General features: G+C 42.8%; 26 protein-coding genes and 1 pseudogene. 9 read left to right on the forward strand and 18 right to left on the reverse strand.

Going from position 1 to position 26,329, the window contains the following annotated elements; genetic code table 11:
- A partial coding sequence (locus tag RMY63_RS26905; RefSeq protein ID WP_322731628.1) for a hypothetical protein occupies positions 1 to 195 on the forward strand: 195 nt, incomplete at its 5' end.
- A 51-nt stretch (positions 196 to 246) separates the two neighbouring features.
- Here RMY63_RS26905 and RMY63_RS26910 read toward each other — a convergent pair.
- On the reverse strand, positions 247 to 2,301 hold the full coding sequence (locus tag RMY63_RS26910; protein ID WP_322731629.1) for a YfbK domain-containing protein: 2,055 nt from the start codon (positions 2,299 to 2,301) through the stop codon (positions 247 to 249).
- A gap of 273 nt (positions 2,302 to 2,574) precedes the next feature.
- Complete coding sequence (locus RMY63_RS26915) at positions 2,575 to 2,799, reverse strand: hypothetical protein (RefSeq protein ID WP_322731630.1); 225 nt, start codon at positions 2,797 to 2,799, stop codon at positions 2,575 to 2,577.
- A gap of 219 nt (positions 2,800 to 3,018) precedes the next feature.
- Between RMY63_RS26915 and RMY63_RS26920 the strand changes: the two genes are divergently transcribed.
- Both RMY63_RS26920 and RMY63_RS26925 read left to right on the forward strand, forming a co-directional pair.
- Positions 3,019 to 3,807: a calcium-binding protein gene (locus RMY63_RS26920; protein ID WP_322731631.1), complete on the forward strand. Its 789-nt coding sequence runs from the start codon at positions 3,019 to 3,021 to the stop codon at positions 3,805 to 3,807.
- A 161-nt stretch (positions 3,808 to 3,968) separates the two neighbouring features.
- Positions 3,969 to 4,430: a hypothetical protein gene (locus tag RMY63_RS26925; RefSeq protein ID WP_322731632.1), complete on the forward strand. Its 462-nt coding sequence runs from the start codon at positions 3,969 to 3,971 to the stop codon at positions 4,428 to 4,430.
- Between the two features lie 58 nt (positions 4,431 to 4,488).
- Here RMY63_RS26925 and RMY63_RS26930 read toward each other — a convergent pair whose 3' ends face one another.
- The 3 genes from RMY63_RS26930 to RMY63_RS26940 all read right to left on the reverse strand — a co-directional run bounded on the left by RMY63_RS26930 (position 4,489) and on the right by RMY63_RS26940 (position 6,759).
- A complete protein-coding gene (locus tag RMY63_RS26930; protein WP_322731633.1) occupies positions 4,489 to 4,728 on the reverse strand; it encodes a hypothetical protein in 240 nt (79 codons plus the stop codon).
- A gap of 521 nt (positions 4,729 to 5,249) precedes the next feature.
- The gene (locus RMY63_RS26935) at positions 5,250 to 6,413 is read right to left on the reverse strand and encodes a calcium-binding protein (RefSeq protein ID WP_322731634.1); all 1,164 of its coding nucleotides are present in this window, start codon (positions 6,411 to 6,413) and stop codon (positions 5,250 to 5,252) included.
- 139 nt (positions 6,414 to 6,552) lie between these two features.
- Entirely contained in the window at positions 6,553 to 6,759 is a 207-nt protein-coding gene (locus RMY63_RS26940) for a DNA cytosine methyltransferase (RefSeq protein WP_322731635.1), read from the reverse strand.
- A gap of 116 nt (positions 6,760 to 6,875) precedes the next feature.
- On the opposite strand from RMY63_RS26940, the gene RMY63_RS26945 reads away from it, so the two are divergent.
- Together RMY63_RS26945 and RMY63_RS26950 are read left to right on the forward strand one after the other, a co-directional pair.
- Positions 6,876 to 7,046: a hypothetical protein gene (locus tag RMY63_RS26945; protein WP_322731636.1), complete on the forward strand. Its 171-nt coding sequence runs from the start codon at positions 6,876 to 6,878 to the stop codon at positions 7,044 to 7,046.
- Positions 7,047 to 7,390: 344 nt separating this feature from the next.
- Positions 7,391 to 7,831: a hypothetical protein gene (locus tag RMY63_RS26950; protein ID WP_322731637.1), complete on the forward strand. Its 441-nt coding sequence runs from the start codon at positions 7,391 to 7,393 to the stop codon at positions 7,829 to 7,831.
- Between the two features lie 115 nt (positions 7,832 to 7,946).
- On the opposite strand, the pseudogene RMY63_RS26955 reads toward RMY63_RS26950, so the two are convergent.
- The 6 genes and pseudogenes from RMY63_RS26955 to RMY63_RS26975 form a co-directional block, all read right to left on the reverse strand.
- Positions 7,947 to 8,207 (reverse strand): annotated as a pseudogene (locus RMY63_RS26955) (hypothetical protein); the annotation flags it as partial.
- Between the two features lie 82 nt (positions 8,208 to 8,289).
- Positions 8,290 to 8,439: a DUF1392 family protein gene (locus RMY63_RS41915; protein ID WP_416212554.1), complete on the reverse strand. Its 150-nt coding sequence runs from the start codon at positions 8,437 to 8,439 to the stop codon at positions 8,290 to 8,292.
- The gene (locus RMY63_RS26960) at positions 8,436 to 9,200 is read right to left on the reverse strand and encodes a DNA cytosine methyltransferase (RefSeq protein WP_322731638.1); all 765 of its coding nucleotides are present in this window, start codon (positions 9,198 to 9,200) and stop codon (positions 8,436 to 8,438) included. Before RMY63_RS26960 ends, RMY63_RS41915 begins: the two co-directional genes overlap by 4 nt.
- Positions 9,200 to 10,561, reverse strand: a complete 1,362-nt coding sequence (dnaB, locus tag RMY63_RS26965) for a replicative DNA helicase (protein ID WP_322731639.1) — start codon at positions 10,559 to 10,561, stop codon at positions 9,200 to 9,202. The genes RMY63_RS26960 and dnaB overlap by 1 nt, the downstream gene beginning before the upstream one ends.
- A 189-nt stretch (positions 10,562 to 10,750) precedes the next feature.
- Positions 10,751 to 12,055, reverse strand: a complete 1,305-nt coding sequence (locus RMY63_RS26970) for a helix-turn-helix domain-containing protein (protein WP_322731640.1) — start codon at positions 12,053 to 12,055, stop codon at positions 10,751 to 10,753.
- Positions 12,056 to 12,121: 66 nt separating this feature from the next.
- On the reverse strand, positions 12,122 to 12,925 hold the full coding sequence (locus RMY63_RS26975; RefSeq protein WP_322731641.1) for a DUF5131 family protein: 804 nt from the start codon (positions 12,923 to 12,925) through the stop codon (positions 12,122 to 12,124).
- A gap of 66 nt (positions 12,926 to 12,991) precedes the next feature.
- On the opposite strand from RMY63_RS26975, the gene RMY63_RS26980 reads away from it, so the two are divergent.
- Positions 12,992 to 13,771, forward strand: a complete 780-nt coding sequence (locus tag RMY63_RS26980; RefSeq protein WP_322731642.1) for an Rpn family recombination-promoting nuclease/putative transposase — start codon at positions 12,992 to 12,994, stop codon at positions 13,769 to 13,771.
- Here the strand turns inward: RMY63_RS26980 and RMY63_RS26985 are convergent.
- The 7 genes from RMY63_RS26985 to RMY63_RS27015 all read right to left on the reverse strand — a co-directional run bounded on the left by RMY63_RS26985 (position 13,768) and on the right by RMY63_RS27015 (position 17,755).
- A complete protein-coding gene (locus RMY63_RS26985; RefSeq protein ID WP_322731643.1) occupies positions 13,768 to 14,526 on the reverse strand; it encodes a hypothetical protein in 759 nt (252 codons plus the stop codon). The two genes, RMY63_RS26980 and RMY63_RS26985, sit on opposite strands and share 4 nt — an antisense overlap.
- A complete protein-coding gene (locus RMY63_RS26990) occupies positions 14,523 to 14,744 on the reverse strand; it encodes a hypothetical protein (protein WP_322731644.1) in 222 nt (73 codons plus the stop codon). Before RMY63_RS26990 ends, RMY63_RS26985 begins: the two co-directional genes overlap by 4 nt.
- 68 nt (positions 14,745 to 14,812) lie before the next feature.
- Positions 14,813 to 15,097: a hypothetical protein gene (locus RMY63_RS26995; protein WP_322731645.1), complete on the reverse strand. Its 285-nt coding sequence runs from the start codon at positions 15,095 to 15,097 to the stop codon at positions 14,813 to 14,815.
- Positions 15,098 to 15,271: 174 nt separating this feature from the next.
- Complete coding sequence (locus tag RMY63_RS27000) at positions 15,272 to 15,910, reverse strand: KilA-N domain-containing protein (protein ID WP_322731646.1); 639 nt, start codon at positions 15,908 to 15,910, stop codon at positions 15,272 to 15,274.
- Positions 15,911 to 15,946: 36 nt separating this feature from the next.
- The gene (locus RMY63_RS27005) at positions 15,947 to 16,117 is read right to left on the reverse strand and encodes a DUF1392 family protein (RefSeq protein ID WP_322731647.1); all 171 of its coding nucleotides are present in this window, start codon (positions 16,115 to 16,117) and stop codon (positions 15,947 to 15,949) included.
- 94 nt (positions 16,118 to 16,211) lie between these two features.
- Positions 16,212 to 16,475, reverse strand: a complete 264-nt coding sequence (locus tag RMY63_RS27010; RefSeq protein WP_322731648.1) for a DUF1392 family protein — start codon at positions 16,473 to 16,475, stop codon at positions 16,212 to 16,214.
- A gap of 236 nt (positions 16,476 to 16,711) precedes the next feature.
- Positions 16,712 to 17,755: a hypothetical protein gene (locus RMY63_RS27015; protein WP_322731649.1), complete on the reverse strand. Its 1,044-nt coding sequence runs from the start codon at positions 17,753 to 17,755 to the stop codon at positions 16,712 to 16,714.
- Between the two features lie 168 nt (positions 17,756 to 17,923).
- Between RMY63_RS27015 and RMY63_RS27020 the strand changes: the two genes are divergently transcribed.
- The 3 genes from RMY63_RS27020 to RMY63_RS27030 all read left to right on the forward strand — a co-directional run bounded on the left by RMY63_RS27020 (position 17,924) and on the right by RMY63_RS27030 (position 26,323).
- The gene (locus RMY63_RS27020) at positions 17,924 to 18,154 is read left to right on the forward strand and encodes a helix-turn-helix transcriptional regulator (protein WP_322731650.1); all 231 of its coding nucleotides are present in this window, start codon (positions 17,924 to 17,926) and stop codon (positions 18,152 to 18,154) included.
- A 126-nt stretch (positions 18,155 to 18,280) separates the two neighbouring features.
- On the forward strand, positions 18,281 to 19,213 hold the full coding sequence (locus RMY63_RS27025; RefSeq protein WP_322731651.1) for a hypothetical protein: 933 nt from the start codon (positions 18,281 to 18,283) through the stop codon (positions 19,211 to 19,213).
- A gap of 801 nt (positions 19,214 to 20,014) precedes the next feature.
- A complete protein-coding gene (locus RMY63_RS27030; RefSeq protein ID WP_322731652.1) occupies positions 20,015 to 26,323 on the forward strand; it encodes a PAS domain S-box protein in 6,309 nt (2,102 codons plus the stop codon).
- The last annotated feature ends 6 nt before the right edge of the window (positions 26,324 to 26,329 follow it).

Genomic DNA, 26,329 nt, shown 5'->3' on the forward strand with positions numbered 1-26,329 from the left:
ATACACGGTAGAGCCGCCGTTTTTATGTTAAGTAATATTTCGCCAACGGTATCCGACCCTTTTGATATGGGGACTGCTTATGCTTACGTTAAGGGACGTTGGATACGCTGTATTTCTGAATATTACAAATACTTCCAAAATCGTTCCGAAAAAGAAGTGAACTCAGAAAATCAGATCGAAAGCTGGTGTAATTAGAGCGATCGCAGATAAAAAAAGAAGTACAATGGTAGGTCAAAGCAATTCAAATTATTTCCTTGTAATTAACCCCCTAGATTGCTCCACCAAGCGAATAAACTCACCCCTCAAGCCCTCCTGGTCTTCTCCCTTCCCTTGAGTTGCCAAATTCATTACCAAATCGTAATTAGCATTCCCCTTATACTCAGAGTCACGCAGCACCATCCCAAAAGTTGCCACCGCCGCAGCAAATCTCAGGTTGGTGGAGGGGTCGGCTCTCAAATCATCATCTTGGATAGTTTGGGTAATTAGTTGACTCGTGCTGTCCTGGGGCAATTTATAGCGCAGTTTTAAGAGCATCAATTCATTGCCGCCTTCCCCGGAGGCAGTTTCACCAGAACGCTGATAACGCAAGGGGTCTACTGTAGGTAGTTTCACATCGCTCTTCATACCAGTGGGAATTATTTCATACAGCGCCGTCACAGAATGACCAGCCCCAATTTCGCCTGCATCTTTCTTATCGTCATTGAAGTCCTGGTTTTGCAGCAAGCGGTTTTCGTAACCAATCAAGCGATATGCCTGAACTTTCGCTGGATTAAACTCCACTTGAATTTTCACATCCTTGGCAATGGTAAACAGAGTTCCCCTCAAATCGTTAACTAAAACCTTTTTGGCTTCCAATAGGGTATCGATGTAAGCGTAGTTGCCGTTACCCTTATCAGCCAGTTGCTCCATTTTTGAGTCCTTATAATTGCCAGTGCCAAATCCCAATACCGTCAGGAAAATTCCCCGATCTCGCTTGTGTTCAATTAATCGCGTCAGATCGGCATCGCTGGAAACCCCGACATTAAAATCTCCATCAGTAGCTAAAATTACTCTATTATTACCAGACTTAAGAAAGCTTTGTTCGGCTATCTTGTAGGCTAGTTCAATCCCCTGACCGCCAGCAGTGGAGCCTCCAGCCTCTAAGCGATCAATCGCCGCCAGAATTGTTGATTTCTGGCTACCAGGAGTAGCAGGTAATACCAATCCAGCATTGCCAGCATAGACTACCAAACTTACCCGATCTTCAGGACGTAGTTTATTTACCAGCAATTTCAGGGACTGTTGCACCAACGGTAATTTGTTGGGGTCATCCATAGAACCGGAGACATCAATCAGAAATACTAAGTTGCTGGGTGGTAAAGTTTGACTCTTTAGGCGTTTACCTTGCAAACCCACCTGTACCAACTTGTGTTGAGGATTCCAGGGAGCAGCAGCAACTTCAGTGGTGACAGAAAAAGGGCGATTGTCTTTTGGTTGGGGATAGTTGTAGGTAAAATAGTTGATTAATTCCTCAATTCGTACTGCATCCTTGGGTGGTAATTCTCCTTGAGTAATAAAGCGTCGCACGTTGCTGTAAGATGCTGTATCTACATCAATGGAAAAGGTGGAAAGGGGGTCATTACCGACGTGATGAAAGGGATTATCCTCAATTCGGTTGTAGTTTTCTGTATTAAATCTGCTACCTGTTTGTGGCTCTGGGACAACCCCTCCCCTAATTCCACCAGCTTGGGTTTTAGGCATGTACGCACGGTTAACAACTTGATTGTGCACAGATGAGCCAGACGAAATACTAAGGGATGGAGCCGTAGGTAAGGGTTGAGTCTTTCGGGTAGACTCATCTTGAGTACGTTCTCTGGGAGCCAGAGTAGGAGTAAAATCTTGCAATTGATTTATCTGACTTGTTAGGGTTGCTAACTCTGCTGCGAATTCGGACTCCAACCGTTGCAAGGTTTTCATATCCGCTTCGGTAACTATCTTGGGGTCAGTCGCTATTAGCTCATTGCTCCGATTCACACAGGCATTCAAGACTGTGGCAAACTCAGTCCGGGTTATCGCAACAGTACCAAAGTTTTGAACGGAGACGACACAACTATACTTTTGTACAAATGCCTGGAGTGCTTGGTAGTCAGGGTGACTGGGTAGAATGGAGGTTGTTGGTGTAGAACTCTTAGGAGTCTGATTGACTGGAACCGCAACCGTAGCAGACTGACGTAAAATTGCAATTCCTACTGACGGTATCAATAATAACAGTGCTACAATACTGCCTCGCTGCCACATTTTGGACGGAATCGGGTAAGACATGGTTAAATCCTCACACTAAAGAATGTGTATTGGCTCAAAACCTCGTGGGATGTGTGGAAGCTTTGTCTCTTTAGACGGCTTTATTGCTGACATTTGAAGTTTCCACTTACCTAGAATAGTCAACAGCCGCCTGGGATTTCATAACCGTTGCAGTTTTGGTAACTGCTGGGCATTCGCTCATTTTGACCCAGTGAGGAGGAATTATGTCTTACACAGCCTAAGCTCTAGCTCATAAAGGGATTCAGGCATTTTCATGGCAAAAAGAATTTGTTTTTAAAGCTGCTTGATAGGTGTAATGAAGACCGTAGAATCAGGGAGAAAGTAAAGAGTTATGTGACAAAAAGCCTTAAGCATTTGCTCGGCAGAAGGTCGATGCGTTTTGCACTTGGGATTGCCATCATAAAGACCTTGCAAAGAATCTTGAGCTTGTTGGAGTGCAAGCCTGACAACAAACTCTATCAAGGTAAAAACTCGCAAAGCCATATTTAACAAAAACATCAAGCCAGTGATTCGGTTTTGATTCTGGAAGTAAATCGGTAAGGCAGGTAAAGAACCTCAGGCGAAGGCATTGAAATTCCTGGAGTATTGGACGGAAGAAACAAACAGATTGAAGAAGAAAGATCCACAATCTCAACAACTCCAGTTGGCAATGAAGGTTTTGATTTCCATTGATGAATGTGCTTCACTAAAACCTGTGTACTCAAGGAGAATCAAAATATGGCTATTATCAATGGCGATAACAATGCTAACACGCTCACTGGTACTAATAGTGCTGATACTATCCAAGGCTTGGGTGGTGATGACACTATCTACGGTTTAGGTGGTAATGATAACCTTGATGGTAATGATGGTAACGATAGAATTTACGGTGGCGATGGTGCTGACACAGTACGCGCTGGTAATGGTAACGATTACATAGAACTAGGCAGAGCTCAATTAATCATCGGTAACGAGTTTAATTTTGTCGATGCTGGTAATGGTGATGATACAGTTATTGGTGGTCAAGATACTGATAGGATTTACTTATACTTTGGTGCTGACTCAGCTAATGGTGGGGATGGTAGAGATTATATATTCGGTGGTATAGGTAATGATACTATCCGTGGTGGTGGAGGTAATGATGACCTTTATGGAGAAGAAGGTAATGATACCCTCTATGGAGACAATGGCGACGACCTCCTTGTTGGTGGTTTTAATAATGATAGCGTTTATGGTGGTGCGGGTTATGACCTTATACGTGCAGCCTCTAAGATTACCTATTCTGATTTCTCTAATCAGAGTAGGAATACTGTAGATAATCTTTGGGGTGGAACTGAAGGTGATACATTCAGCTTTGGTTATCGTGTAACGTACAACGGTGTGCTTCGTACGATACAGGATTATCAAGGTGGAGGTAATGCGGACTATGCTATTATTCGTGACTTTCAGGCTGGTTATGGGTATGACCGTATTCAACTAGCTGGTAGTTCAAGTGAATACTCGCTTGACCGTATGACGCTTAATTGAGTTGAAGGAACGGGAATACGTTTTGGTACAGACTTAGTTGCCCTCGTAAAGGATAAGTTCGATCTTAGTCTGACTAACTCCAATCAATTTATTTATTTCTAGTTATTATTACCTAATCTCTTTTCGGACTTCATACTATCCTCCGGTTGTGGGAAGGTGCTTTGAGTTGTTACTTCTACTTTCCCACGGCTTACATAGATTCAGTAGACCGAAAAGTTTTCCACAAACCTTATGAGTCCTTGATTTTCCCTTGGGAACACTATCCATCGAAATCAGCTTATCATCGACCTTTCAAGTACTTTTGTTCTGGATGGACGAATAGAGCGATCGCTTATAGTCGTGATGGAAAGCTCCAATTACGTCGCCTGAAACATTTATTCTTTCGTCAACTTTCAAAACTTTTCGGTCTACTGAGATTCTCTCGACAGTTTGTGGTGTTAGCCACTAGTGATTTATACTCAACTAGTATCATTCGATGTGGTGTGATTATTGTTGTCTACCAGCACAGGTTTCATCAAAAACTTTTGAGTGGTATCGGAGTTTGTCGAGGTTCTGATAAAACCAAGGGACTTCCAAGAAATAAATTAATCAGCAAAAATCATAAGTTAATCTTTAAAAGATAATGATAATCATTCTGAGGGGGTAAGAGGTGGTTGCCTATGTCTTCCACCTCTCACCTCCTCAAACATAGAAGGAAAAGTCTGAATTTTGCACAAGGGCGATCGCTTCCTTCAAACGCCCCACCCACTGTAGCAGATCGCCTCCCCCGCTGCCGATTAACAACCGCCTTTTACAGTTTGCTATTGCTATCTTGAGGTGATGGCGCAGCGTTGAAGGGGCGAATGGGAACCATTGGTTCCCAAATTTGACTGATGGGGGTTCATTTATGCTGCTTTGAGCTGGTTCAACTGCTGTAACCAAAGAATAATTTTCTCCCTCTGGCCAGCGCCTACCTTAGTACTTGCAACCCTCAGTGTCTGTCTGGGGAATATCTCTCGTAAATCCGCTAGCATCTCGAAGCTCTCACACGCTTCTAGACACTCAACGATGTAGTCGATTGAGTCGAGACATAGCCATTCCTTTGTCGCTTCCTGGTCACAGATATAATACTGCATAGCTTCGCATTAGCCCTGACCATTATTTTAATACAGTACTCACTCACCTGGAGGGTTTGAGCCATTGCCAAGAAAGCTTGAAAGCTCTGGTAATCATTTGTTCCATGTGGCTAATTGCTCCCGTCAATAGTGCCTATGAGTTCAGAGACGCTTTCTCCTAACTGATGCCCTAAAGAGGCAATCGCAATAGTGTTTTGTTGAGTTGCGCGCAAGGGACTTTGAAGTTGCCTCGTCAGCGATCGCAAATGTAGGCGATCGCCCGTAGGCAAAAATGGATAAAATCGAGCTAAGTCCCAGTATAGTATTGAAATTATACAATCCCTGAGTTTAAACCAGTTGAATATCTAAATTAGTTTGAAAACCAATAGGCTTATTTTCTAGAATGGCGAATCTAGAATCTTCAAAGAACAAAGAACCATTTAGGGGATCGTAACTGAAGTCGCTAATGGAAATAGCGCCAAAACCTGCTTGAGAAATCTGGATTTTGTCACCTTCAACAGCCTTGAAGTCTTTGATAATATCAACACCTTCTAATCCGTTGGTAAAAACAAAATTATCTGCACCTAGTCCCCCAGTGAGAGTATCTGTACCGAACCCACCAACGAGTGTATCGTTCCCGCCCTTACCAGAAAGTGTATCGTTCCCGCCATTGCCAAATAACAGATTATTTTGCCTATCTCCAACAATGGTGTCACTTTGATTTGTACCTTTAACATTATCAAAGTTTATAAATGTGAACTCAACTGTGCCTATGTTAGGAACATTATTAATTACGAAACTTTGACTTTCAAGGTTAACGTTAACTGATGCATCTCCAACTAAAAAGGGTGCTGAAGGGGCAATTGAGGCGTCTATAGTGTTATTTGCAACGCTAGCATCAACAACAAGATTTTCAAAATTGCCAAGTAAATCTGTACCCAGTCCGCCACCTTTTTTAAGAGTTCCATCAATGAAGATGGTAGAGCTTACACCTATTTTGCTGTAATCAGCCGTATCAGTACCATCTCCACCATTTAAGGTATCATTGCCTGCACTACCTCTAATAATGTCATTGCCGCCGCTACCAGATAATTGATTATCAGCAGCATCACCAGTAATAGTGTCCTTTTGATTTGTACCAATTACATTCACAAAATTTTTCACACTGACTATTATTGGTGGCGAACCGACAACTCTGATTTCTAGTCTTTCTTTGGATAAATCAGCTATTATTGATACATTTGTACTGTCAGTAGTTGCATCAATAATATTAGTCTGTCCTCTAGCACCAATAACAGTTTCAAAGAAATCTCTAAACGTATCAGTTCCAATTACGCCTTTTTGAATCACCACTGGCTGGAGTGTTACAGGTTGCTCTAAGTCACTGTAATCAATGGTATCCTTACCATCTCCACCAGTAATGATATCATCCCCTGCACTAGCGATAATTCTGTCATCCCCAGCAGTCCCGATTAAAATATCGTCCCCATCAGTACCTCTGATTGTTGCCATAATCTTGCTTTACCTGTTTTTGAGTTCCTGCTGTATACTAACCCGTTATCGGCTGTATTTTTCGGAAAAAATGTTGCAGAGTATAGCAATTAACTAAGATTTCCCCGCAGACATTCTGCTCCTGGAGCGACCACATTGTTTAGCACAATGCTAAACCTAAGTTTGGTCTGATGATTCGGAACATCTCACGCCAGAGGAAAGACCTTGTGTCGAGTAGCCCTTGCCGATCGCCGGCTCCACTTGTGCCGGCACAGGGGAAACCAGTCCGCCGATGCCGGAGAAAAGTGAGAGAACAGATTTCATGCGACTGCCTCCAGGTGTCGAGAGTGCAAATCAATCTCTGCATTAAACAAACCTTGCCTGCCAGTGATAGGTATAGGGCGTATGATTCGCTGAATATTCTCCAATTGCCATGCCATACCATGAGTTTTTGCCACAATGAAGTAAGGAGAAGGAGGAATTATGACAAACGCTCTGCCACCGGAAGATATCAATGCAAGGTTTGATAATATTGATACTCGTCTCGAAGAAATCGGTGATGAACTAGATTTGCTTCGTACCGTACAAAATGCCAACAGGCGAGAAACAAGGGGAAATTCCCAAACGATCGCGCGATCGTTAGCGTACTATTAGGGAACTGGCTAATCGTCCCCCCAAAGTCTGCAATAGAACGACGCACGGCAGAATCGATCGTTGTGGTGGTCGGGGTAGAATGCTCGAAAATCTGCCAAGGCATTTCGCCGGCGTTGTACAACGCCTTATGCAATTTGTTGCCTTCTTCTTTCGTCAGTCTAATAAAGCACTAAATATCTGAGTAGATATTAGCAAATTAGATGCTTGATATTAAGTACCTATTGGCAGATATTGATATCAATATATTTACTGACTTACTTATTTTAATAATATACCTGATGATAGTGCCAAATTTACTTTTTAAAAGTGTAAATAAAAGTAAGTATTTCAAGAGATAACTAAGTATGGCAACATTATCTAATCCCACAGTCTCAATCGATCTGTTTACTAATTCAGAGGCTAGTGTCAGTGTAACAGTCGATGTCAGGCTGACTTCGTTTGAGACTTTTCTTATTGAGAATGAAGTTGGTTTCCAACTCAGAGCTAAGTTAGTTAGAAATGATGGTGGTGTAAACGCAAAAGATAGTGAATTGTTCTTGTTTCCAACTCAAAACATCACTAATGCAGGGACTTATACCTTTCAATCAACAGTTAGCTATAGCACGCTGAATAAAGATAGTAGTTTATTTAACAAAGGTAATGAGATATTTGCCAATCTTAGCCTCACAAGCACAGAAAAGATGTTTCCATTAAATGTATCGGTTAACAGCCGTATCATTGAGGGCAGGCTCGTTTCATTCTCTAAATCGTCTCACAAATCAAAGGTTCTAGCGATTAAAAATTGATTATTTTGTTAGCAGCGTGCCAAGAAAATGAACAATTTTATTTGTTAACACTTGTGAAAGAAGTGGTTGTGAGTGAGTTTTTGGTGAATGCTGAATTTCTTGGCAGCACAAATCAATACTGTCGCTTCAGTCTCACATAATAGTCGAGTATGCGTAAGGGAACAGGAGGATTAGACTTAGCTAAAGTCTGAAATTCCAGATGGAGAATGCGGCTTTTTGTTTGGAGAAATATCACAGAATCAGCCCGAATTGGCTCGATTGAAAGTTCAGTTTTTAAAACAGTAACTTCTTGATTAGGTTGATTTGGTAATAACCAGTTAGCAAAATCGGCAGGATATAATTCGGCTAAATACTTAGCAGTGTTATCGTAACTCAATTTAATTCTCCTGTTGAGCAAGATTTAAGTAAGAATTCAGGAGGCATATTAATTTGCAATGACGCTCCTTCTGGTGCGTCTGCTACGTGTAGCTTGCTTGGACGTAGGAATACGTCGAAGATCGCAGTGCGATTCTTAAATAATTGCGCTCATGCGCGAATTGCGAATTCGTTTGGCCCCACGGTGGAGAAATAAACCAGCAGTTTTCCAATGAGTTGATTTGGTTAATCATAATGCACCCTCTTGACTTGAAAGTAGACTGCACAAATAATCAATCCGTTTCCAAGCAACAGCAGCTTGTCTTGGAGAACAACTCAACCCGTAAGCCCGACGAGCATCGTAGTTGCCCTTGATTCCCTTGGCTACTCCAACGGAAACCCCATGAGCCACCGTAAGAACTCCGGGTTGATAGCTTCTTGTTTCATGAGAGAGCCGCACTTGCGTAATGTGATTTCCAATTTGGTCTGTCCAGGCGGACGGGATGACTTTGTTGAATAAGCCATTGGGGTAGGCAATGACAAAGATGCGCTTTCTTTCGTGTGACAAACCGACTTCTTGTGCAGAGACACAATTCCATTCCGCATCGTACCCGATGGAATCAAGGTCAAACAGGACTTGGTTAAGTCCGCGACTGAGTAAGCCTGTAGGGTTTTCGATGAGAGCGATCGCTGGTCTACACTGGTGGATGATGCGGAACATTTCGTGCCACAGTCCTGACCTGGGGTCAGCGAGTCCTTGCCGATTGCCAGAGTTACTGGTGCCGCTGCAAGGGAATCCGCCGCACAAAATGTCGAATTGTCCTTGGTGGCAGTGGTAGTTGGTGATGTCTGGATGGATGGGGACTTCTGGTTGTTCATGGCGCAATTGTGATTGAGAATAAGGGGAGATTTCGACAAATTGCTGAACTCGGAATTTGTGGGTGAGTTCAGCGGCTGATATTCCGTGGTGGCAGAGTCCGCCGATGCCGGAGAAAAGCGAAAGGACTGATTTCATCAAAACTCCCGACCATGAGAAAGGTTCTTGAAAGAGGTAAACTGATGGTCAAACAAAAGCTTGACTGTCCCAGTTGGGCCATTGCGTTGCTTACGAATAATTAACTCAGAAATGCCACGCTCAGAGGTATCGGGATTGTGCATCTCCTCGCGGTAGAGCATGATGACAACATCGCTGTCTTGTTCCACTGCCCCACTTGACCGCAAATCACTGAGTATTGGGCGTTTGTCATTGCGGCTTTCAACTTCACGGCTTAACTGGGATAAAGCCAGCACTGGTACATCCAAATCCTTGGCAAGCTTCTTCAGTCCCCGGCTGATTTCCCCAACACGCTCGGTTATGTTGTTTCTAGAATCAGCACCTTCAGCCATTAATTGCAGGTAATCCACAACCACAAGTCCAACACCACTGTAATGAGACGATATTCGGCGAACTTGGCTACGAATCTCTGTCAAGCTAGGGCAAGAGTTATCGTTAATGAAAATCGGCAGTTCGCTCAAAGAAGCGATCGCTTGGCTTAGAGGTTGCCACTGGTTATTGGAAACGCGCCCAGTTTCCAAGAAGTTGTTTTCAATGCCCGATTCACTGCTCAAGAATCGCTGTACGTACTCATCAGTGGACATTTCCAAGCTGAAGACACAAACAGGTAATCGGCTTGTTTGAGCAACCGCCAGAGCGAGATTACCAGCCAAAGCCGACTTGCCGACAGACGGACGAGCAGCCAGCACATACAACCGCCCTTTGCGGAAGCCACCGCCGAGCAAACTGTCCAAGTCGTAAAAGCCAGTGGGCAGCGCTGGCGTTGCAGTACCAGCATGACGCGCCTCAATCTCGGTGAAAGCATCAGCCAAGGAATCGGAAATGTGAACCAAGTCAGTGGCAGAATGCTCAGACGCAATGCTGTAGACCTTCTGTTCGGCTTGGTCAAGGACAATCGGTAGCTCGGTTTCGGTTGCATAGCCAAGTTTAACAATCTCCGTGCCAGCTTTAATTAACTGCCGCCTTTGGTATTTCTCCATAACCAAATCGGCGAAAGCATCGATGTTGATAGCTGACACAGTACGGTCAACCAGAGTTGCGAGTTTATTGCGTCCACCAACGCGGAACAACAGACCGTTGTCAGACAACCAACTGGTTATGTAAAGCAAATCTGTCGGGTTACCTTGGCTGTACAATCGTTGGGCTGCTTGGTATATGTCCTTGTGGGCGTTGATGTAAAAGGCATCGGCAATCAAGCGATCGCTGATTCGGCTCATTGCATTAGGGTCAAGCATGATGCCGCCGAGTATGGCTTCTTCAGCCTCGATGCTTTGCGGGGGCAAGCAGTCTTTACTGGTTGTGAAATCCAAATTTTTTGTCATAAAAACCTCTGGTCAAGGTTAGGTATTGGGCATCGGGCATTGGGTATTGGGCATTGGGCATTGAGCATTGAGCATGGGGCATTAGGCATTGGGCATTAGGCATTGGGCATTGGGCATTAGGAATTAGGCATTGGGCATTGGGCAAACAGGGTATAGGACTGGGGTATTGCTCTAAGCAGCGAATTGTTTTTATGCTGCGGCTTGATGTAAGTGGGCATACATTTGGGGATAATGGATGGACAACCAGTTCAACCAGCCATCAGTAGCACCTGTGTGTTGTTGGTCATAGCGGGTACTGAATTGAGCGATCGCAAGTTCATGCCCAACTTTGTCGCCAAGATCAAGCAATTCGCAGAATGTGGCTTTGTGCCACTCAAGGGAGCGATTCGAGTAGTAGCCAATGGGTTGGTCAGTTTGCCCAGATTCTTCAGTTTGAGGTGCAGCTGACTCAACAACTTTTGACCAATAGCCCAGCAGTTCTTCTAAGCCGCCCTTAGTTGCTTCCAAATTGCCAATGGACTTGATGACAGTGGGGATTTTTTCAGTCCACTCGCATTTACTCCACTTGGCTCTTTCTTTGGCTATCAACTCAACCAGCTGGCGTGAGCAGGTTTGGTAAATCTTGTCTCTGGTAGCAGTGCGCCAGGGGAAGCGCCAGCCACGCAACTTGATTTCGCTTCGGTAAACGGCGGGCAACGGGTCAGATGCCATGATGGCAGGGTCTAGTAAAACTTGGTTGATTAAATCTTCAATCGACTGAAATTTTTGTTTACTTGGTTTATTCGCTTGTTCGCGTTTCTCGAACGACGCCGCCGGAATGTTTGGCCCGGATGAGGGATTTTCGGTTTGATGCAAAGTCTCGGATTGATTTGACAACGAAGTGAAAGATTCAGGAATTGGTTGTTTTTCCTGGTTTTGTTGTTCTGGTTGTCCAGACTCTTCACACACACTTTGATGGGTGGGAAGTGCGTTTCTTGAAGGGGGTTCTGTACTTAGTGTGAGTTCCTTAGATGGGATTACCTTAATGGGAATACCTTTGTGGGTCAAATTTGACCCCACCCCCCGTGCAAAATTGACCCCACCACTGGGGTCAGATTTAACCCCACCCCCCGTGCAATTTTGACTGGGGTTAATTTTGGCTGGGGTTTGTTTTGTTGTCTTGATTTGTGAGCGAAGTAATTGAACTTGGTCGGGAGAAACCCACTTAGAAGGTGGAGTCAGAGTATAAATGTTGGTAGTTCCAAGACGTTCTTGTATTTCAATCATTCCTGCGGCTAGTAAAAGCTTGATAGCATTCTTGGCAGTTTTCAGAGCCACGTAACAATGTTTTGCCATGTTAGGAATAGACTCAAAACAACCACTTGTACCTGCTCTTCTTTGAATATGTGCGTACAGCCTAAATTCTGATGATTCAAGTGGGTAATCATCAAAGAAGCCTGGAATAAAAACTCCAAAATCTGTACGATTATTTAATTCATTTACTGCTAAACTCATGGTGATACACCTCACTAAATAAATTGTCTTCCCTCGGTTTACTCTTGCTAATCGAGGGATTTGTTTTTAATGAATTGGGAGACAGGGAAATTTTTGAACTTGTAGTTGTTGTATAAATTCAGTAATGTCTCCACCTTTCTTGTCGCGGGTCTTAAATTGCTGTTGTTGAAAGTAGGCGTTAGCTCCCACTTGTTTCACAAAAACAGGTATTTTATCTGAGTGACATTGTTGAACAATTGATTGGAGCCATTCTAAATGGCAAGGTCTGGAGTTTGGGCCAGACTCACCACCACAGATAATCCAATGAATATCTTTGAGAAATAGACTGATATCGCCCAAATCTTCTAACAATGGTTCGGCTGACCAAAACCGAACATGAGCCGGAATTTGTGCCAGAATCGGACTGCGTTGTTGAAGAGTATGGCGATTCTCTATCGAAGTGCCTACCCAAATATTTTCAGGCAACTTATCTAAGCCATGACTGTCAAGCCATGCTTCAACAGAAGACAACATTATTAATGGTCGTTTTGTTAATATTTGAAAAGTTTGTTTGGGAGCGACAAACATTCCGTCTAACATTTCATGTTGCCAATAACGCGGAACCCATTCACCAAAAACATCTGTCATGGAAGCAACGAAATGTTTTTTAGTTTTTTTCTGGAATCCCCACTTCCGAATAATTTCTGTGTCCAGTACTAGTTCAGGAGGCTGTCCAGAATATGGCAGTTTGTTTCCACCAAAGAAAGTATTTTGATTAAGCTTTTCGCTATAACAGTTGGCACAGCCAGGGCTAATTTTTTGACACCACCAGCCACCATCTTTGGCGCGAATGATATTATCTGTTAAGTCTGTCCATTCTATGTTTGTCATAATTTGTGTTCGTTGAATGATTTATCTCAAAATGTCAACTCTAGATATTCTTTTTTTAATCAATTTATGAGAACGGATACGATTTTTTACACACTGTTTCAAAATCTACCTAGCGTTCTGTTTGAATTGCTGTCTTTATCTCCTGATGTGGCAACACATTATCAATTCACCTCTGTAGAAATTAAAGAATTAGCCCGACGCTTAGATGGTTTATTTCTGCCTAAAGATGACTTTCCAGAAGACACAATTTATTTTGTAGAAGTGCAATTTCAAAAGGATGACGATCTGTATTGGCGATTAATAACAGAGGCGTTTGTGTATCTAAATCAGTACAGACCGTCAAGAGCTTGGCAAGCTGTGGTACTCTGGGCAAAACGTAGCCTTGATTCTGGCGTACCGCTGGCTTATAGAACTTCACTTGCAGCAGGACAAATTCAGATAGTATATTTGGATGAATTAGTTGATACATCGTCTAACTCTGTTGGTTTAGGAATAGTTCAGTTAGTGGTAGCAAAAGAAAACGAGGCAGTAGCCAAAGCCAGAAATTTAATTAATTTGGTGCAACAACCGACTCTATCAAATCGGAGAAATCTTTTAGAATTAGTAGAAAGGATGTTGGTGTACAAGTTTGCAGACAAAACTCGGCAGGAATTGGAAGCAATGTTTGGATTAACACAGTGGCAACAAACTCGGTTTTATCAAGAAGTTGAAGAAGAGACTAAGCTAAAAACAATACCTCGGTTAATGAAAGTAGGATTGAATGCAGAACAAATAGCTGAGGCACTAGAATTAGATATCGAAACAGTGCAGCAAGAAATAGCCAAGCAAAGTGGTCAAAATTCTTAGAAATTGGCTCTTTGGGCAACTTGAGTGAGTATTTTTTGCTTGGTGCTGGCTGCTGATGATGTTGAATAATTCGTACTTACTTCTCCATAAGCGATCGCTCTTACAATTTCTTCTGCCCGTTCCTGTGAAATCGCTTGCTCTGGATTTTTATAAAACCCAACAATTTGAGATTTGGGACGCACGATAATGCGCTGTGTGGTTGCACGTTTGTCCCAAACGAAGCATGAAATAGTGATGTTATCGGTAGCCCAACGAGTACCCCTCTTGTCCTTGCGAAAACAAAAGCGGGGCAGAGTCAGTACAAGTGACGGCAGGTGCTGCTGGAGAAATTCGGCACGATCATCGCAAGGTTCGAGAAAGCTGGTCAGGAGAAAAGCAGCGACACCTACACGGGCTTTGTGGTAAGCATTCTTGATAATTGGGGATGCAAATTCGGCGTAAGGCGGATTAGTGCAGATCCAGTCGCATTCGGGGAATTTAGCCCAAGATTCGGTTAAAGTTGCATCGTAGTGAAAGTGAGCCTGTTTATTAGGGTCGATGTCGTTAGTCCAGATATGTTCTGTATATGGCCACACATTCAACAAAGATGCGATCGCCCCCATCCCAACGCAAGGCTCACCAATGACACCAGATAATCGGACATAGCGCAGTAGTTCAGTTGTGAACCATGAGGGCGACTCGTAGAAGTTCAGAGGATGCCTGCTGACAGTTTCAATAACAGTTGTCTGGGGTGTTAATAGTGGTGTGACTGTCATGCTGTTTCCTCTTCAAAATCTACAGAGTTTTGATTATGGACAATAGTTGCGCTAATTGACTCAAAATCAACCTGAAAAATGTTTAAATCTGGAGTTATTTCGCCACTGTTATATAAATCAACAATGTGCTGTTTAATCGCATCTTCGCAGAACATATTGGTGATATCAATATGTGCCTCTTGATAAATTTTTTGTACTACTTGAATTCTGACTATCATTTTAGTTACCCTGAAACTAAGGAGTGTTTTTGTTTGGCGGTTGTTATTCAATAAAGCAACAATCGCTTTTACTTTTCTTCTTCTTTAGATATGTCCTCCCAAAACTGCTCTATAAAATCGTAGGCTTGCTCTAAAACTTTAGGGAGTAAAAATAACGGTACTTCCCACGCAGCAATTACACCACCAGCAAAACATTCAGCAAGTTCAATCCGAATACAATCAGGTAAATTGCTTTCCAAAAATTTCAGCGTGTGGTCTTCATTTTCTGGTAAGTTAACAAAGAAAAATTCATCGTACATAGCAAAAGCTTCAAGACCATATTTATCTGCTACAACCTCTCGTAAACTGTTCATAATTTTGACCAATTACTGAGAGATAACTTGTACAATTTCGGGTAGCCATCGCAGTTGAAAAACAGTTTGATTCGATGACCTAGCCAACGCTGGAACCATACGCCCCCATTGTTTGCCTGACTCGGTAGGGCGGTACGGGATTTTCTTATCCTCAGTGCGATATTGCAGCCTGTGTTACACCAACCAATTGTTGACTGCCCTTGCAGTCATGCCGACTACTTCACCAATCTGTGTTGCGTTGAGAAATGCATCTTCAGCAGGATTAGTGGAAGCGATCGCAGTCTTGAGTTCGTCGGCGGCTGGCTTGAGGACAGGATTGACAGCAGTAGCGGCGTTAACAGCTAACTGCGCGGTGAGGGATTTGTCTAGCCCAGCAAATTCACCCAGCATCATGGCTAACTGTGCAGCTTCGTGGGATGGGGCTATGGTTTTGGGTGGTGAGGGTTCTGGTACAGGTTCTACCTCACTTACTACCATTATTTTTGTCAAGGTTCTGTTAGCCCAAACTCGAAACTCCACTGAAACCCACCGAGCTAAATCAACAGCTATTTCAGGATGTAGCCAAGTGCTTTGTTCGCTGCCATGACCTTGAATTTCGATTACCAGCGACGATATGAAGATCTTCATATCGTTAGAAAGTGCTTGTAAATACTGCTTTGTAGACTTGAGCTTGGTGTAGTCGGCTAAAAACTTACCGTTAGCTTTGCACATTTGAGTGCCGTTCACGTAACCCTTGGGGATGGCGTATTTTCCTATATGTCCATCCTGGGCCATTTGGTTAATTTCAGAGTCGTGCCAAAAGTGTACCAACATAACTAAGTCCTTTTGGTTGTTCAAATAGTGAATCGGTCAGATGTGAACTCGAACTAAATCTTCTTCTCGCACCAAAGAAAAGCGACTGGTCATAGTCGATACTTTGGGAAAATCAGGTGATGCCAACTCGACAAAATAAAACCAAGACTTTTCGATTAACTCAATCCCCAAAACTAGCCTTTGCTTAAAACAATTCGCAATTCGCAATTGTGGATGTAATTAAAAATTGATTCACTCAGGGTACAAGCCTCTAATTTCAAACATGAAAAAAACAAAACATGTAGTCTCAATACTCAAGCCCTTAACTTAGCTTGTGAGGACAAAAGTTGCGAATTGCGACTTGCGAATTGCGACTTGCGAATTGCGAATTGGAATAGTCATCTTTGACCTCGATAACGTAGTTCCAGCAATCGCTATACCACTGAACTCCACAGCAGTAACCGAATGTTCGATTGGTTTTGAGGTAGACTTTCTCCAATAAGTTGACTTCTACAGGTGGGATGTTTTGGCCCCAAGGTGATGAAAGAAACCAGCATCTTTCTAAGTCTGCGATTTGTTCTGTCATAAAAACTTTTCTCACTAAGTATTCGATAGCGTGTTTATCAATGGCGGCGATGCGTAAGCTGTTATCTGTAGAATCAGCAATAGTTTGTGCCTTGAGTAATTACACTTAGCTGTAATTGCCAAATAGTTTGGAAGTCGCTGAATTGGACTTTTTTGCCAAAATCAGAAATCAGTGCTTATACTTACAGCAAGCGAATAGTCAAATTGAGAAAGTGGGCATAAATGCCCACTGTTTCCCTACGCCGCAACGAGTTCTCGCACAGGCTCAGACTCCATCAAAAGCCTCCACTCGTCAGTCGTTAGCTCGTCAAAAGCCTTATCCAAAAGTTCTTCGTAAGACACAGTTTCAGCTACCAACAGTAATTGCACTGCCTCATCTACCGACTCACACGCCCTCTTGTGCTGCCCTGAAGAAGCCCGGATAACCCACCAGTTGCCATTACTACAGCCAACTTCGCCCAACTTCACGTCATCCCAGTAAATACCATCGTCGAGCAGTTCTAATCCGTGTTGTTTACAGGCATCGAAAATTTGGGACATTATTTCGTTGTCGGTAGTGCAAGGTTCTTCAAAGGGTTCCTGCACTGGCAGTATCCCTTGCTGATACTGCTGTTTAACGTAGCTGTGGCATCGAGCAGATGTGGTGTCTCGGAAAGTCTCTTTGTTATTTACCAGCACTCGCCAGTACAGGTTCTCATGGTTCTCGCTATCGAAGCTAATGCTGGCTATCAGTTCGCCATTAACGAACGCTTCTTGTTCGTAGAAGGAGATTTCGGTAATTGTCGGTACTTCGGGGAACTGGGCTGGTGCAGGCAAGGGTAATGGGAGTGTGCAGTCTTTGTAGTGCCAAGTAATGTAGCGATAACACCATGCTTGTGTATTGTGGCGGAAAATCTCTACACCGTTCACCATCACTACCCAAGGCTGCGTGACAAATTCGCTGCTGTCGTAACTGATGTACGCGATTAGTTGTTTACCAGCAAAAATCTCGAAATGGTGGGGGTTGATTTCTTTGATTGCCAATTCTTCTGGTGCGACAGCTTCGGCTTGGGTTGCGATGTATCTGTCGAACTCGCTTTGGGCAATCGCTTGCTCATCTTTTGCAGGACAGGCGATTTTCTGGAGTTGGGCGGCTTGGTGAGAGGCGATCGCACTAATCCACGCAGCCCTGCGCCGTCTGTCTACTACTGTGGTTGTGCAGCCGATTTCGCTGTAAGTGCGCTTTAGCTGGGCTAGGGATTTGGAGCGCAGCTGTTGTTGGCTGTAATTGTTATGTGTCATGATGTGTAAGTTCTGTTATAGAACGGAAAGCACTTCAGATTCGCGGTCGGGAGTGCTTTCTCTTTATTTAATCTTTATACTACTGTTATATACACTAGTTGTCAACTGGTGTATACTTTTAGAATACAAAACAAGATTAGAATTGTGGAGGTGTATTGATATATATTGATGGATGTCGTTAGACAGATAAAAGTTACAATTCCTGACTTGTCTCAAAAGATTAAGGAGGCTAGGGAAAAAGATGGTAGATCAGTTCAAGTGCTAGCAACGCTTGCAGGAATTTCTACTGCTTATTGGTATCAGATAGAACAAGATAAAAGGCAGTGGATATCTGAAGAAACTTTACGTGGAATTGAACAAGCTTTAGGCATCGACTTAGGAGTACAGTTTAATGGTTAATCTTGCCACTACAAGCTTTTTGTTCTTTGAAACTATTCATGAGCAAGCAATGATGACTATCTTTAAAACAAATTTGTGATGGACTTTACCCTACAAACACCATCCAATTAATAGAGAGGTGGATAAATGAATACCCCACCCCGTAAGCGCAAAAAATCCACCTCTGCCCCATTCAGCAATCCAAAATCACTCAACTCAGACATCGCCCCTTCAGAAAACCCAGCTTCTGCAATCATTGATGTTTCTGCTGTTGAAGTACCAGAACTGACCGAACAAGAGCAGAGCGATCGCTTGCATTTAGAACGGAAGGTAGAACGGGCGTTTTTTGAAGCGGGGAAGGCTTTGGCAGAATTGCGCGATCGCAGACTGTATCGATCCACGCATCGCACATTTGAGGAATACTGCCGCGATCGCTTTGGGCACAGCCGCCGCCAATCTTATCTTTTAATAGATGCGGCTGTCGTGTTTGATAATTTAGCTGAAAAATGTGATCCATTGGATCACATTTTGCCGAATAATGAACGTCAAGTTCGACCACTAACAAAGCTGGAACCCCAGCAACAACAGGAAGTTTGGCAAAAAGCTATAGAGGAGGCTGGCGGTAAAGTTCCCAGTGCCAGAATTGTAACTGATGTGGTGCAGAGGATTATGGAACGCACCCAAGTACCCAACAGCTACCAAGTCGGTGAGGTGTGCCAAATCTTAGCCAAGGATAATCCTGATTTGCGAGGCAAGGGCGGCTGTTGGTGCATTGTTACTCATGTTGGCGAGTTCAGTTGCGTTGTAAGACTCTGGGATGGCGAATGTACTGTTGGGGTGCAGCACCTGAAATCGTTCAATTACCTGCCAGATGAATGCCAGCAGGTGCGGGAGATGTGCGATCGCATTAGTCGGGTGTATTCTAGTGAACTGGAGGAATCGGTGCAGAGGTTTTTGGAGTCGTTGGGGAAGCTGAAGCGGGCTTATTTGACGGCGTTGGAGGGAAAGGTGTTGAGTTTGATAGAGAAAGATACGGAGTTAATGATGGAGATAAACTGTAAAAAAACTCGACAACCGTAAATATTCATCTGATGATTAGCTAATCAGCTTGATAATTGACAAACCGAAGTGGGATCAAAAATCCAACAATTAGATTTCTATTTGTAGCTTTAGCTTTTTTAATTATTAATGTTTGGATTTATCTAGTCTGGCATTATCTCAGCCGTTTAAAAAAAAGCTCTAGACAAGTTTTTTCTCATCTATTTACCCTCAAACAGATGCTTGAATTTTTACGTCAAGCCGTAGATCGTAACTATGGGGTCGCTTGCGAAGTTTGTTTACCACCTGGCTAATTTTGGTTGTTTTTTGGCGCTTGTTCATAAGCTAATCTTATCATTTGGCTTTGGCAGTCAGCTTTGTTATATTCCGCCAAAAATGGTATCGTAAACTACTATTTTTTAGCGATCGCAAAACTTTTCGGTCTACTGAAATTCTATTACGCGAACGGTGAGTATTTGTATAACCAATTACTAATAAAATTAACTTAATTTATTCCTGTGGATAGATAAACAAGTTAATATACAAAATGGTAATGTGTTAAACAACATAATATTAACAATATACTAACAGTTCCTCTTAACAAGAGGAAGCCTATTAGAGCTAATTTGTAAACTCAAGTAAAGTACTTACTTAGGTAACTCCAAGAAATAGGATATTTTTTTATTTGGAAGTCCCTTAATAAGGGTTTCAGTAATTTAACTCAATACAGCACTTGTTCGCTGAAACTTAGACCTAATAATGAGTTGAGTACCCTTAAGATTTTTTTTACGAATCAGCTCCTTAAATTAGAGTTGTTAATTACACTCATTGGGAGAAAGCTGAATGATTACCCTACCTGGAGTTGTCATCTTAAGCAAAATCTATGAAAGTCCAGCAACTCTAGTGTATCGGGGTATTAGAGAGCAAGATAACTGTGCAGTTGTTGCTAAAGTCCTCAAGCAAGATTATCCCTCTCCCCAAGAATTAACTCGCTACAAGCAGGAATATGAAATTACCCATTCCCTCAAAATCGAAGGTGTAGTTAAGGCATACAGCCAGCAGGACTATCAACGCACGCTCGTTATCCTTCTAGAAGATTTTGGCGGCGAGTCTTTAGAACGCTTGCAGCAGCAACAATCCGACTTCTACCCTATGCCCTTATCGAATTTTCTTGGGCTGGCGATCGCCATTACAGAGATTCTGGGCAGAATCCATGCTGCTAACATCATTCATAAAGATATCAATCCTAGTAACATCGTCCTGAATCCAAATACTGGCGTTGTCAAAATGATTGATTTTGGTATTGCCACTCGATTCAGCCGCACCAATCCAACATTTAAAAGTCTTCATCTTCTAGAAGGAACCCTTGCCTACTTATCTCCAGAGCAAACCGGGCGCATGAACCGGATGCTCGACTACCGCAGCGATTTTTACTCGCTAGGTGCAACATTTTACGAACTTTTGACCGGAAAGTTGCCGTTTCCCACCAGCGACATCCTAGAACTAGTTCATTGCCATATTGCCAAAACACCTGTTCCCCCGCACGAACTGAATTCAAAGATTCCCAAACCTGTTTCCGACATAATTTTGAAGCTGATGGCGAAAAATGCGGAAGATCGCTATCAGAGTGCTTGGGGCATCAAAGCGGATTTAGAATGCTGCGCCCAGCTATTAGCAGAAATTGGTCAAATCGATCGCATTCAATTAGGTCTTCAAGATATTTCCCAGCAATTTCAAATTCCTCAAAAACTGTACGGACGGGAAGCCCAAATTGAAGCATTATTAGCGATATTTGACAGAGTAGCCGCAAGGAAAGAGCGAGAAAATGCTCAATTCAACGTCGAAATGATGTTGGTTTCTGGTTACGCTGGAATTGGCAAATCAGCATTGGTGCAGGAACTTTACAAACCCATCACGGCAAAGCACGGCTATTTTATTTGGGGTAAGTTTAACCAATTCGAGCGAAATATTCCCTACAGCGCGATCGCCCATGCCCTGCAAAAATTGGTACAGCAACTACTCGGGGAACCAGACGAGCAGTTGCAACAGTGGCGATCGCGTTTGCTTACGGCATTGGGAAGCAACGGAAAAATTATAATTGATGTCATACCCGAAGTTGAATTAATTATTGGCAAGCAGCCGCCCGTACCCTCTGTGGGAGCAACCCAAGCTCAAAATCGCTTCAATCTCGTCTTTCAAAATTTTGTGCGGGTGTTTTGTTCAAAAGAACATCCCCTGGCAATCTTCTTAGACGATTTACAGTGGATTGACTCCGCAACGCTGAAGTTAATCGAGTTAATATTACTCGACGAGCAAAACCAATATCTATTTTTGATTGGAGCCTATCGAGATAATGAAGTAACTCCAACGCATCCATTGGTATTGACGTTAGAGAAACTGCGAAAACAAGGGGCAGTGTTTCAGGAGATTACTTTAGCACCCTTAACGCTAGAACCGTTAAGTCAATTGATTGCCGATACGCTACATCGCAATATTGACACAGTGCGTTCTCTAGCCCAATTAGTATTACGAAAAACTGAGGGTAATCCCTTCTATGTCAATGAATTTTTGCGAGTGCTCTATAGCGAAAATCTATTGACATTTGATACTAAACAGTTGAGTTGGCAGTGGGACATTGCTCAGATAGAAGCCCAAGATATTGCTGATAATGTAGTGGAGTTGCTGCTTTTAAAGCTGAAGAAACTGCCAGAAGAAATACGGCAAATACTTCGCTTAGCCGCTTGTGTTGGCTCTGAATTTAATTTACAAACTTTAGCGATCGCTTGTGAAAAATCGCCGAAAGCAATTTCTCTAGATTTACTAGCAGCCATCCAAGCTGGATTCATTCAACCTATATCTGAATTAGATGAAAACTTGTTAGTTCAAGATTATAAATTTTTGCACGATCGCGTTCAGCAAGCTGCTTATGCCTTAATTGACGAATCTCAAAAACAAGCCGTGCATCTCCAAATCGGTCGCAATTTACTCTCAAAAACTTTACCAGAGCAACTAACAAACAGGCTATTTGAAATTGTCGATCATCTCAATTATGGGGTTGAGTTTGTTGCTAACGAAGCCAAACGAACTGAAATTGCCAGATTGAATTTAATGGCAGGTAAAAAAGCCAAAGCCTCAGCAGCCTATAAACCTGCCCTAAATTACCTCGAAATTGGCATGGAATTACTAGAGTCTTCTAGTTGGCAAACGCAGTATCAATTAACCTTAGCTATATATGAAACAGCAGCAGAAACAGCTTATCTTTTGGGCAATTTCGAGCAGATGGAAAGATTGGTTCAAATTGTGCTGGAACGTTCCAAAACCATCTTGGATCGAGTCAAAATAACAGAAGTAAAGATCGTAGCTTTACTTGCTCAAACTAAGCTAAAGCAAGCATTGGACATCGGAATGCTCGTGCTACGGCAGTTGAAACTGAAATTGCCCGAACAACCAACCATTTTTCATGTAATGATGGGATTGCTGAAAATTAAATTGGTTTTGGTGGGAAAACAAATTTCAGACTTAGCCAGTTTGCCTCAAATGACCCAGCCTGACAAAATAGCTGCTCTATCTATTTTAGAAGGCATAGGAACCTCTGCGTACTATACCGATCCTCACCTCTTCTCATTAATTACGTTCGAGCAAATTATTTTATCTCTCAAATACGGTAATAGTCCCGTGTCTATTGCTGCTTATGCTGGCTATGGAATCATTCTGTGCGGGGTGTTTGGAGATATTGAATCTGGCTACGAATTCGGGCAATTGGCGTTACAACTACTAGAGCAACTCAGTACCAAAGAATTCACCGCTAAAATACTATTTATAGTTAATGCTTTAATTAGTCATTGGAAAGTACCTGTAAAAGAAACATTATCGCCTCTGTTACAAGCATACAAGAGCGGGCTGGAAACTGGAGATTTAGAGTTTGCGGCGGTGGCGGCTCATGTCTATTGCTATCATTCATACTTTATTGGTAAGGAATTGTCAGAACTAGAGTCTGAAATGACGATTTATGAGGAAACGCTCAGACAGTTGAAACAAGAGCAAACTTTGCTTTTGTTTCAATCGTTTCATCAAGCCGTCCTTAATTTATTAGATCGAGCAGAACACCCTTGTAATTTGATAGGAAATATTTATAACGAGCAGATATTGTTGCCCAGTCTCATCCAAAGGGGCGATCGCACTTCAATTGTTGGGCTGTACTTAAATAAGTTAATACTCTGTTATTTATTTGGGCAGTACTCTGAAGCAGTATTTAATGCATCGAAAGCACAGACTTATCTAGACGGTATCGTTGCAACCTTTGCCTTAACCTACTTTTATTTTTATGATTCTCTGGCAGGGCTTGCTTTATATTCTCATAGTCCTCGATCGCAACAAAAGCGATGTCTGAACCAAGTCAATAAAAATCAGAAAAAGATAAAAAAATGGGCGCATCATTCTCCAGTAAATCTTTGGCACAAATATTATTTAGTAGAAGCAGAAATATATCGAGTTTTAGGCAAAAATCTTGAAGCAATGGATTGCTACGATCGCGCTATTGCCCTCGCCAAAGAACACGAATATCTTAACGAAGCGGCTCTAGCTTACGAACTTGCAGCTAAATTTTATTGCGATCGCGCTAAAGAATTAAGTGCTAAAGCTTATATGCAGGAAGCTCGTTATTACTATCAATTATGGGGTGCAACCGCTAAAGTTAAAGACTTAGAGACTCGCTATCCGCAATTTTTCTCTCAGTCGTCTAGGGTAGATACTACATCACCCCCCACTACTTCTAAAACTAGCTCTAATACCTCAAACATCGCTTTAGATTTAGCAGCGGTAATGAAAGCATCCCAGGCGATTTCTCGTGAAATTGAATTAGAGCAGTTGCTTCGTTCCTTAATGCAGATATTAATTGAGAATGCTGGCGCTCAAACCGGATTTCTAATTTTGGAAAACGCAGGAGAATGGGGAATTGAAGCGACTGGTCAACTAAATGATAGTGATGATGAGAATGTCCATACTACACAAGTACTGCAATCCGTTCCGATTATAAATCGCCTGCCTGAATCAATTATTAATTATGTCATTCGTACTCATGAAACTGTTATCTTAAACGACGCAATTGGTGAAGGTGTTTTTATCAAAGATCCATATATTCAACAAAATAAAACTAAATCTATTTTCTGTTTACCGCTACTCAATCAAGCTAAATTAGTCGGCGTGTTGTATTTAGAAAATCAATTAGCAGTCGGAGCATTTACACCAGAGCGATCGCAAGTTTTGCATTTATTATCGACTCAGGCAGCGATCGCGATCGAAAATGCTAAACTCTACTCAAAGCTGCGTGCTAGCGAAAGCAAGATGACTCAATTTCTCGAAGCTGTGCCAGTGGGAATTGGAGTTGTAGATGCGGTAGGTCACCCATACTACTTCAATCAACGGGCAATTCAGCTATTGGGTAAAGGAATCGATTCTACTGTGACACCGGATCGACTTGCAGAAGTTTATCAAATTTATTTAGCGGGAACAGCTCGACCCTATCCGACTGAGAAAATGCCGATTGTGCGCGCATTGAGCGGCGAACGTACTAAGGTTGATGACGTAGAAATTCGCTCCGACAACGCCAAAATTCCAGTCGAGGTGTGGGGAACTCCAGTTTATGACGAACAAGGCAATGTAGTCTATGCGATCGCCACCTTTCAAGACATTACCGAACGCAAACAAGCCGAGAAACTCCTAGCTGACTATAACCGGACTTTAGAGCAACAGGTCGCCGAACGAACAGCAGCGTTACAGAAAAGTGAAGCGAATTATCGCAACTTAGTTCAAACCGCAAACTCAATCATTCTTCGCTGTGATGCACAAGGACGGATTCAATACCTGAATGATTACGGGCTGAGATTTTTTGGCTATGAGGAACATCAGATTTTAGGACGTACCTTACTCGAAACAATCCTTCCAGAAATCGAAACCTCTGGGCGCAATCTTAAACAATTCATCCACAATGTATATTACAATCGTCTCGACCCTACCTCTTACCAGCAAATGGAGAATGAAAACCAGTGCCGAGACGGCAGACGGGTTTGGGTTGCCTGGTCAAATCAAGCCATTTTGGATGAACAGGGAGATTTAGTTGAAATTTTATCGGTTGGCAATGACATCACCCAGCGCAAACAAGCAGAAAAAGCCCTACAGCGCAGTGAAACGAAGTTCCGCAACATCTTTGAAAACTCACAGGTCGGCATCTTTCGATCGCGCCTCTCGGATGGATTAGCTCTCGATGCGAATCAACGCATTGCAGAGTTGTTTGGCTTTAATTCACCCGATGAGATGATTGGGATCGTACATTCCCCAGACTTTTTTGTAAATCTCAGGGATCACCAACATTTCGTTGAGTTGCTGAAGCGTGATGGTAACCTGCAAAACGTTGAAATTCAAATGCGAAAACGAGACGGCACAGCGTTTTGGGGGCTTAACTCTTTTCATCTGAATGCAACCGATGGATATATGGAAGGTGTGATTACTGATATTAGCGATCGCAAATGTGCCGAGGAAGCTTCGATTTTGGAAGAACGCAACCGGATGGCACGGGAAATTCACGATACGTTAGCGCAAGCCTTTACAGGCATTGTGTTGCATAACGGCACAGCGATAGAGCTAATGACAAAGAAACCACAGACGGCTCAGGCACACATGGAAACGGTGGATGAATTAGCCCGCACTGGACTGACTGAAGCGCGGCGATCGGTGGCGGCGTTGCGACCTAAACTGTTAGAGGAGGGAGACTTATTGAGTGCCCTCATACACCTAACCACGCAAATGGAATCTTCCACCGATAGCCATATTACCTGTGAAGTCATCGGTACAGCCTACTCTTTATCACCTGATGTGGAGAATAATCTACTACGCATTGGACAAGAAGCCTTAACCAATGCGATTAAATATGCCCATGCCACAGAGATTCAAGTTGAATTAGTATACGAGCAAATGCAGTGCTGTTTGCGAATTAGAGACAACGGGCAGGGATTTGACACTAACCAAATCATGATGAATCAAGGATTTGGCTTATTGGGGATGAGCGAACGGGCAGAGCGTATTGGCGGTGAACTGAACGTCAACAGTCAGCCTGGTCAAGGTACAGAAATTGTTGTCATCGTGAATCGGGAGTAAGCTGTC

It is taken from the genome of Nostoc sp. ChiQUE01b (genome assembly GCF_034531255.1).
Taxonomy (GTDB): Bacteria; Cyanobacteriota; Cyanobacteriia; order Cyanobacteriales; family Nostocaceae; genus Nostoc.

What these genes read in the sequence shown, in the direction of transcription:
- RMY63_RS26910 (WP_322731629.1), bottom strand. Translation starts at nt 2,301, where the DNA reads ATGTCTTACCCGATTCCGTCCAAAATGTGGCAGCGAGGCAGTATTGTA.
- RMY63_RS26915 (WP_322731630.1), bottom strand. Translation starts at nt 2,799, where the DNA reads ATGTTTTTGTTAAATATGGCTTTGCGAGTTTTTACCTTGATAGAGTTT.
- RMY63_RS26920 (WP_322731631.1), top strand. Translation starts at nt 3,019, where the DNA reads ATGGCTATTATCAATGGCGATAACAATGCTAACACGCTCACTGGTACT.
- RMY63_RS26935 (WP_322731634.1), bottom strand. Translation starts at nt 6,413, where the DNA reads ATGGCAACAATCAGAGGTACTGATGGGGACGATATTTTAATCGGGACT.
- RMY63_RS26940 (WP_322731635.1), bottom strand. Translation starts at nt 6,759, where the DNA reads ATGCAGAGATTGATTTGCACTCTCGACACCTGGAGGCAGTCGCATGAA.
- RMY63_RS26945 (WP_322731636.1), top strand. Translation starts at nt 6,876, where the DNA reads ATGACAAACGCTCTGCCACCGGAAGATATCAATGCAAGGTTTGATAAT.
- RMY63_RS26950 (WP_322731637.1), top strand. Translation starts at nt 7,391, where the DNA reads ATGGCAACATTATCTAATCCCACAGTCTCAATCGATCTGTTTACTAAT.
- RMY63_RS41915 (WP_416212554.1), bottom strand. Translation starts at nt 8,439, where the DNA reads ATGATTAACCAAATCAACTCATTGGAAAACTGCTGGTTTATTTCTCCA.
- RMY63_RS26960 (WP_322731638.1), bottom strand. Translation starts at nt 9,200, where the DNA reads ATGAAATCAGTCCTTTCGCTTTTCTCCGGCATCGGCGGACTCTGCCAC.
- dnaB (WP_322731639.1), bottom strand. Translation starts at nt 10,561, where the DNA reads ATGACAAAAAATTTGGATTTCACAACCAGTAAAGACTGCTTGCCCCCG.
- RMY63_RS26970 (WP_322731640.1), bottom strand. Translation starts at nt 12,055, where the DNA reads ATGAGTTTAGCAGTAAATGAATTAAATAATCGTACAGATTTTGGAGTT.
- RMY63_RS26975 (WP_322731641.1), bottom strand. Translation starts at nt 12,925, where the DNA reads ATGACAAACATAGAATGGACAGACTTAACAGATAATATCATTCGCGCC.
- RMY63_RS26980 (WP_322731642.1), top strand. Translation starts at nt 12,992, where the DNA reads ATGAGAACGGATACGATTTTTTACACACTGTTTCAAAATCTACCTAGC.
- RMY63_RS26985 (WP_322731643.1), bottom strand. Translation starts at nt 14,526, where the DNA reads ATGACAGTCACACCACTATTAACACCCCAGACAACTGTTATTGAAACT.
- RMY63_RS26990 (WP_322731644.1), bottom strand. Translation starts at nt 14,744, where the DNA reads ATGATAGTCAGAATTCAAGTAGTACAAAAAATTTATCAAGAGGCACAT.
- RMY63_RS26995 (WP_322731645.1), bottom strand. Translation starts at nt 15,097, where the DNA reads ATGAACAGTTTACGAGAGGTTGTAGCAGATAAATATGGTCTTGAAGCT.
- RMY63_RS27000 (WP_322731646.1), bottom strand. Translation starts at nt 15,910, where the DNA reads ATGTTGGTACACTTTTGGCACGACTCTGAAATTAACCAAATGGCCCAG.
- RMY63_RS27010 (WP_322731648.1), bottom strand. Translation starts at nt 16,475, where the DNA reads ATGACAGAACAAATCGCAGACTTAGAAAGATGCTGGTTTCTTTCATCA.
- RMY63_RS27015 (WP_322731649.1), bottom strand. Translation starts at nt 17,755, where the DNA reads ATGACACATAACAATTACAGCCAACAACAGCTGCGCTCCAAATCCCTA.
- RMY63_RS27020 (WP_322731650.1), top strand. Translation starts at nt 17,924, where the DNA reads ATGGATGTCGTTAGACAGATAAAAGTTACAATTCCTGACTTGTCTCAA.
- RMY63_RS27025 (WP_322731651.1), top strand. Translation starts at nt 18,281, where the DNA reads ATGAATACCCCACCCCGTAAGCGCAAAAAATCCACCTCTGCCCCATTC.
- RMY63_RS27030 (WP_322731652.1), top strand. Translation starts at nt 20,015, where the DNA reads ATGATTACCCTACCTGGAGTTGTCATCTTAAGCAAAATCTATGAAAGT.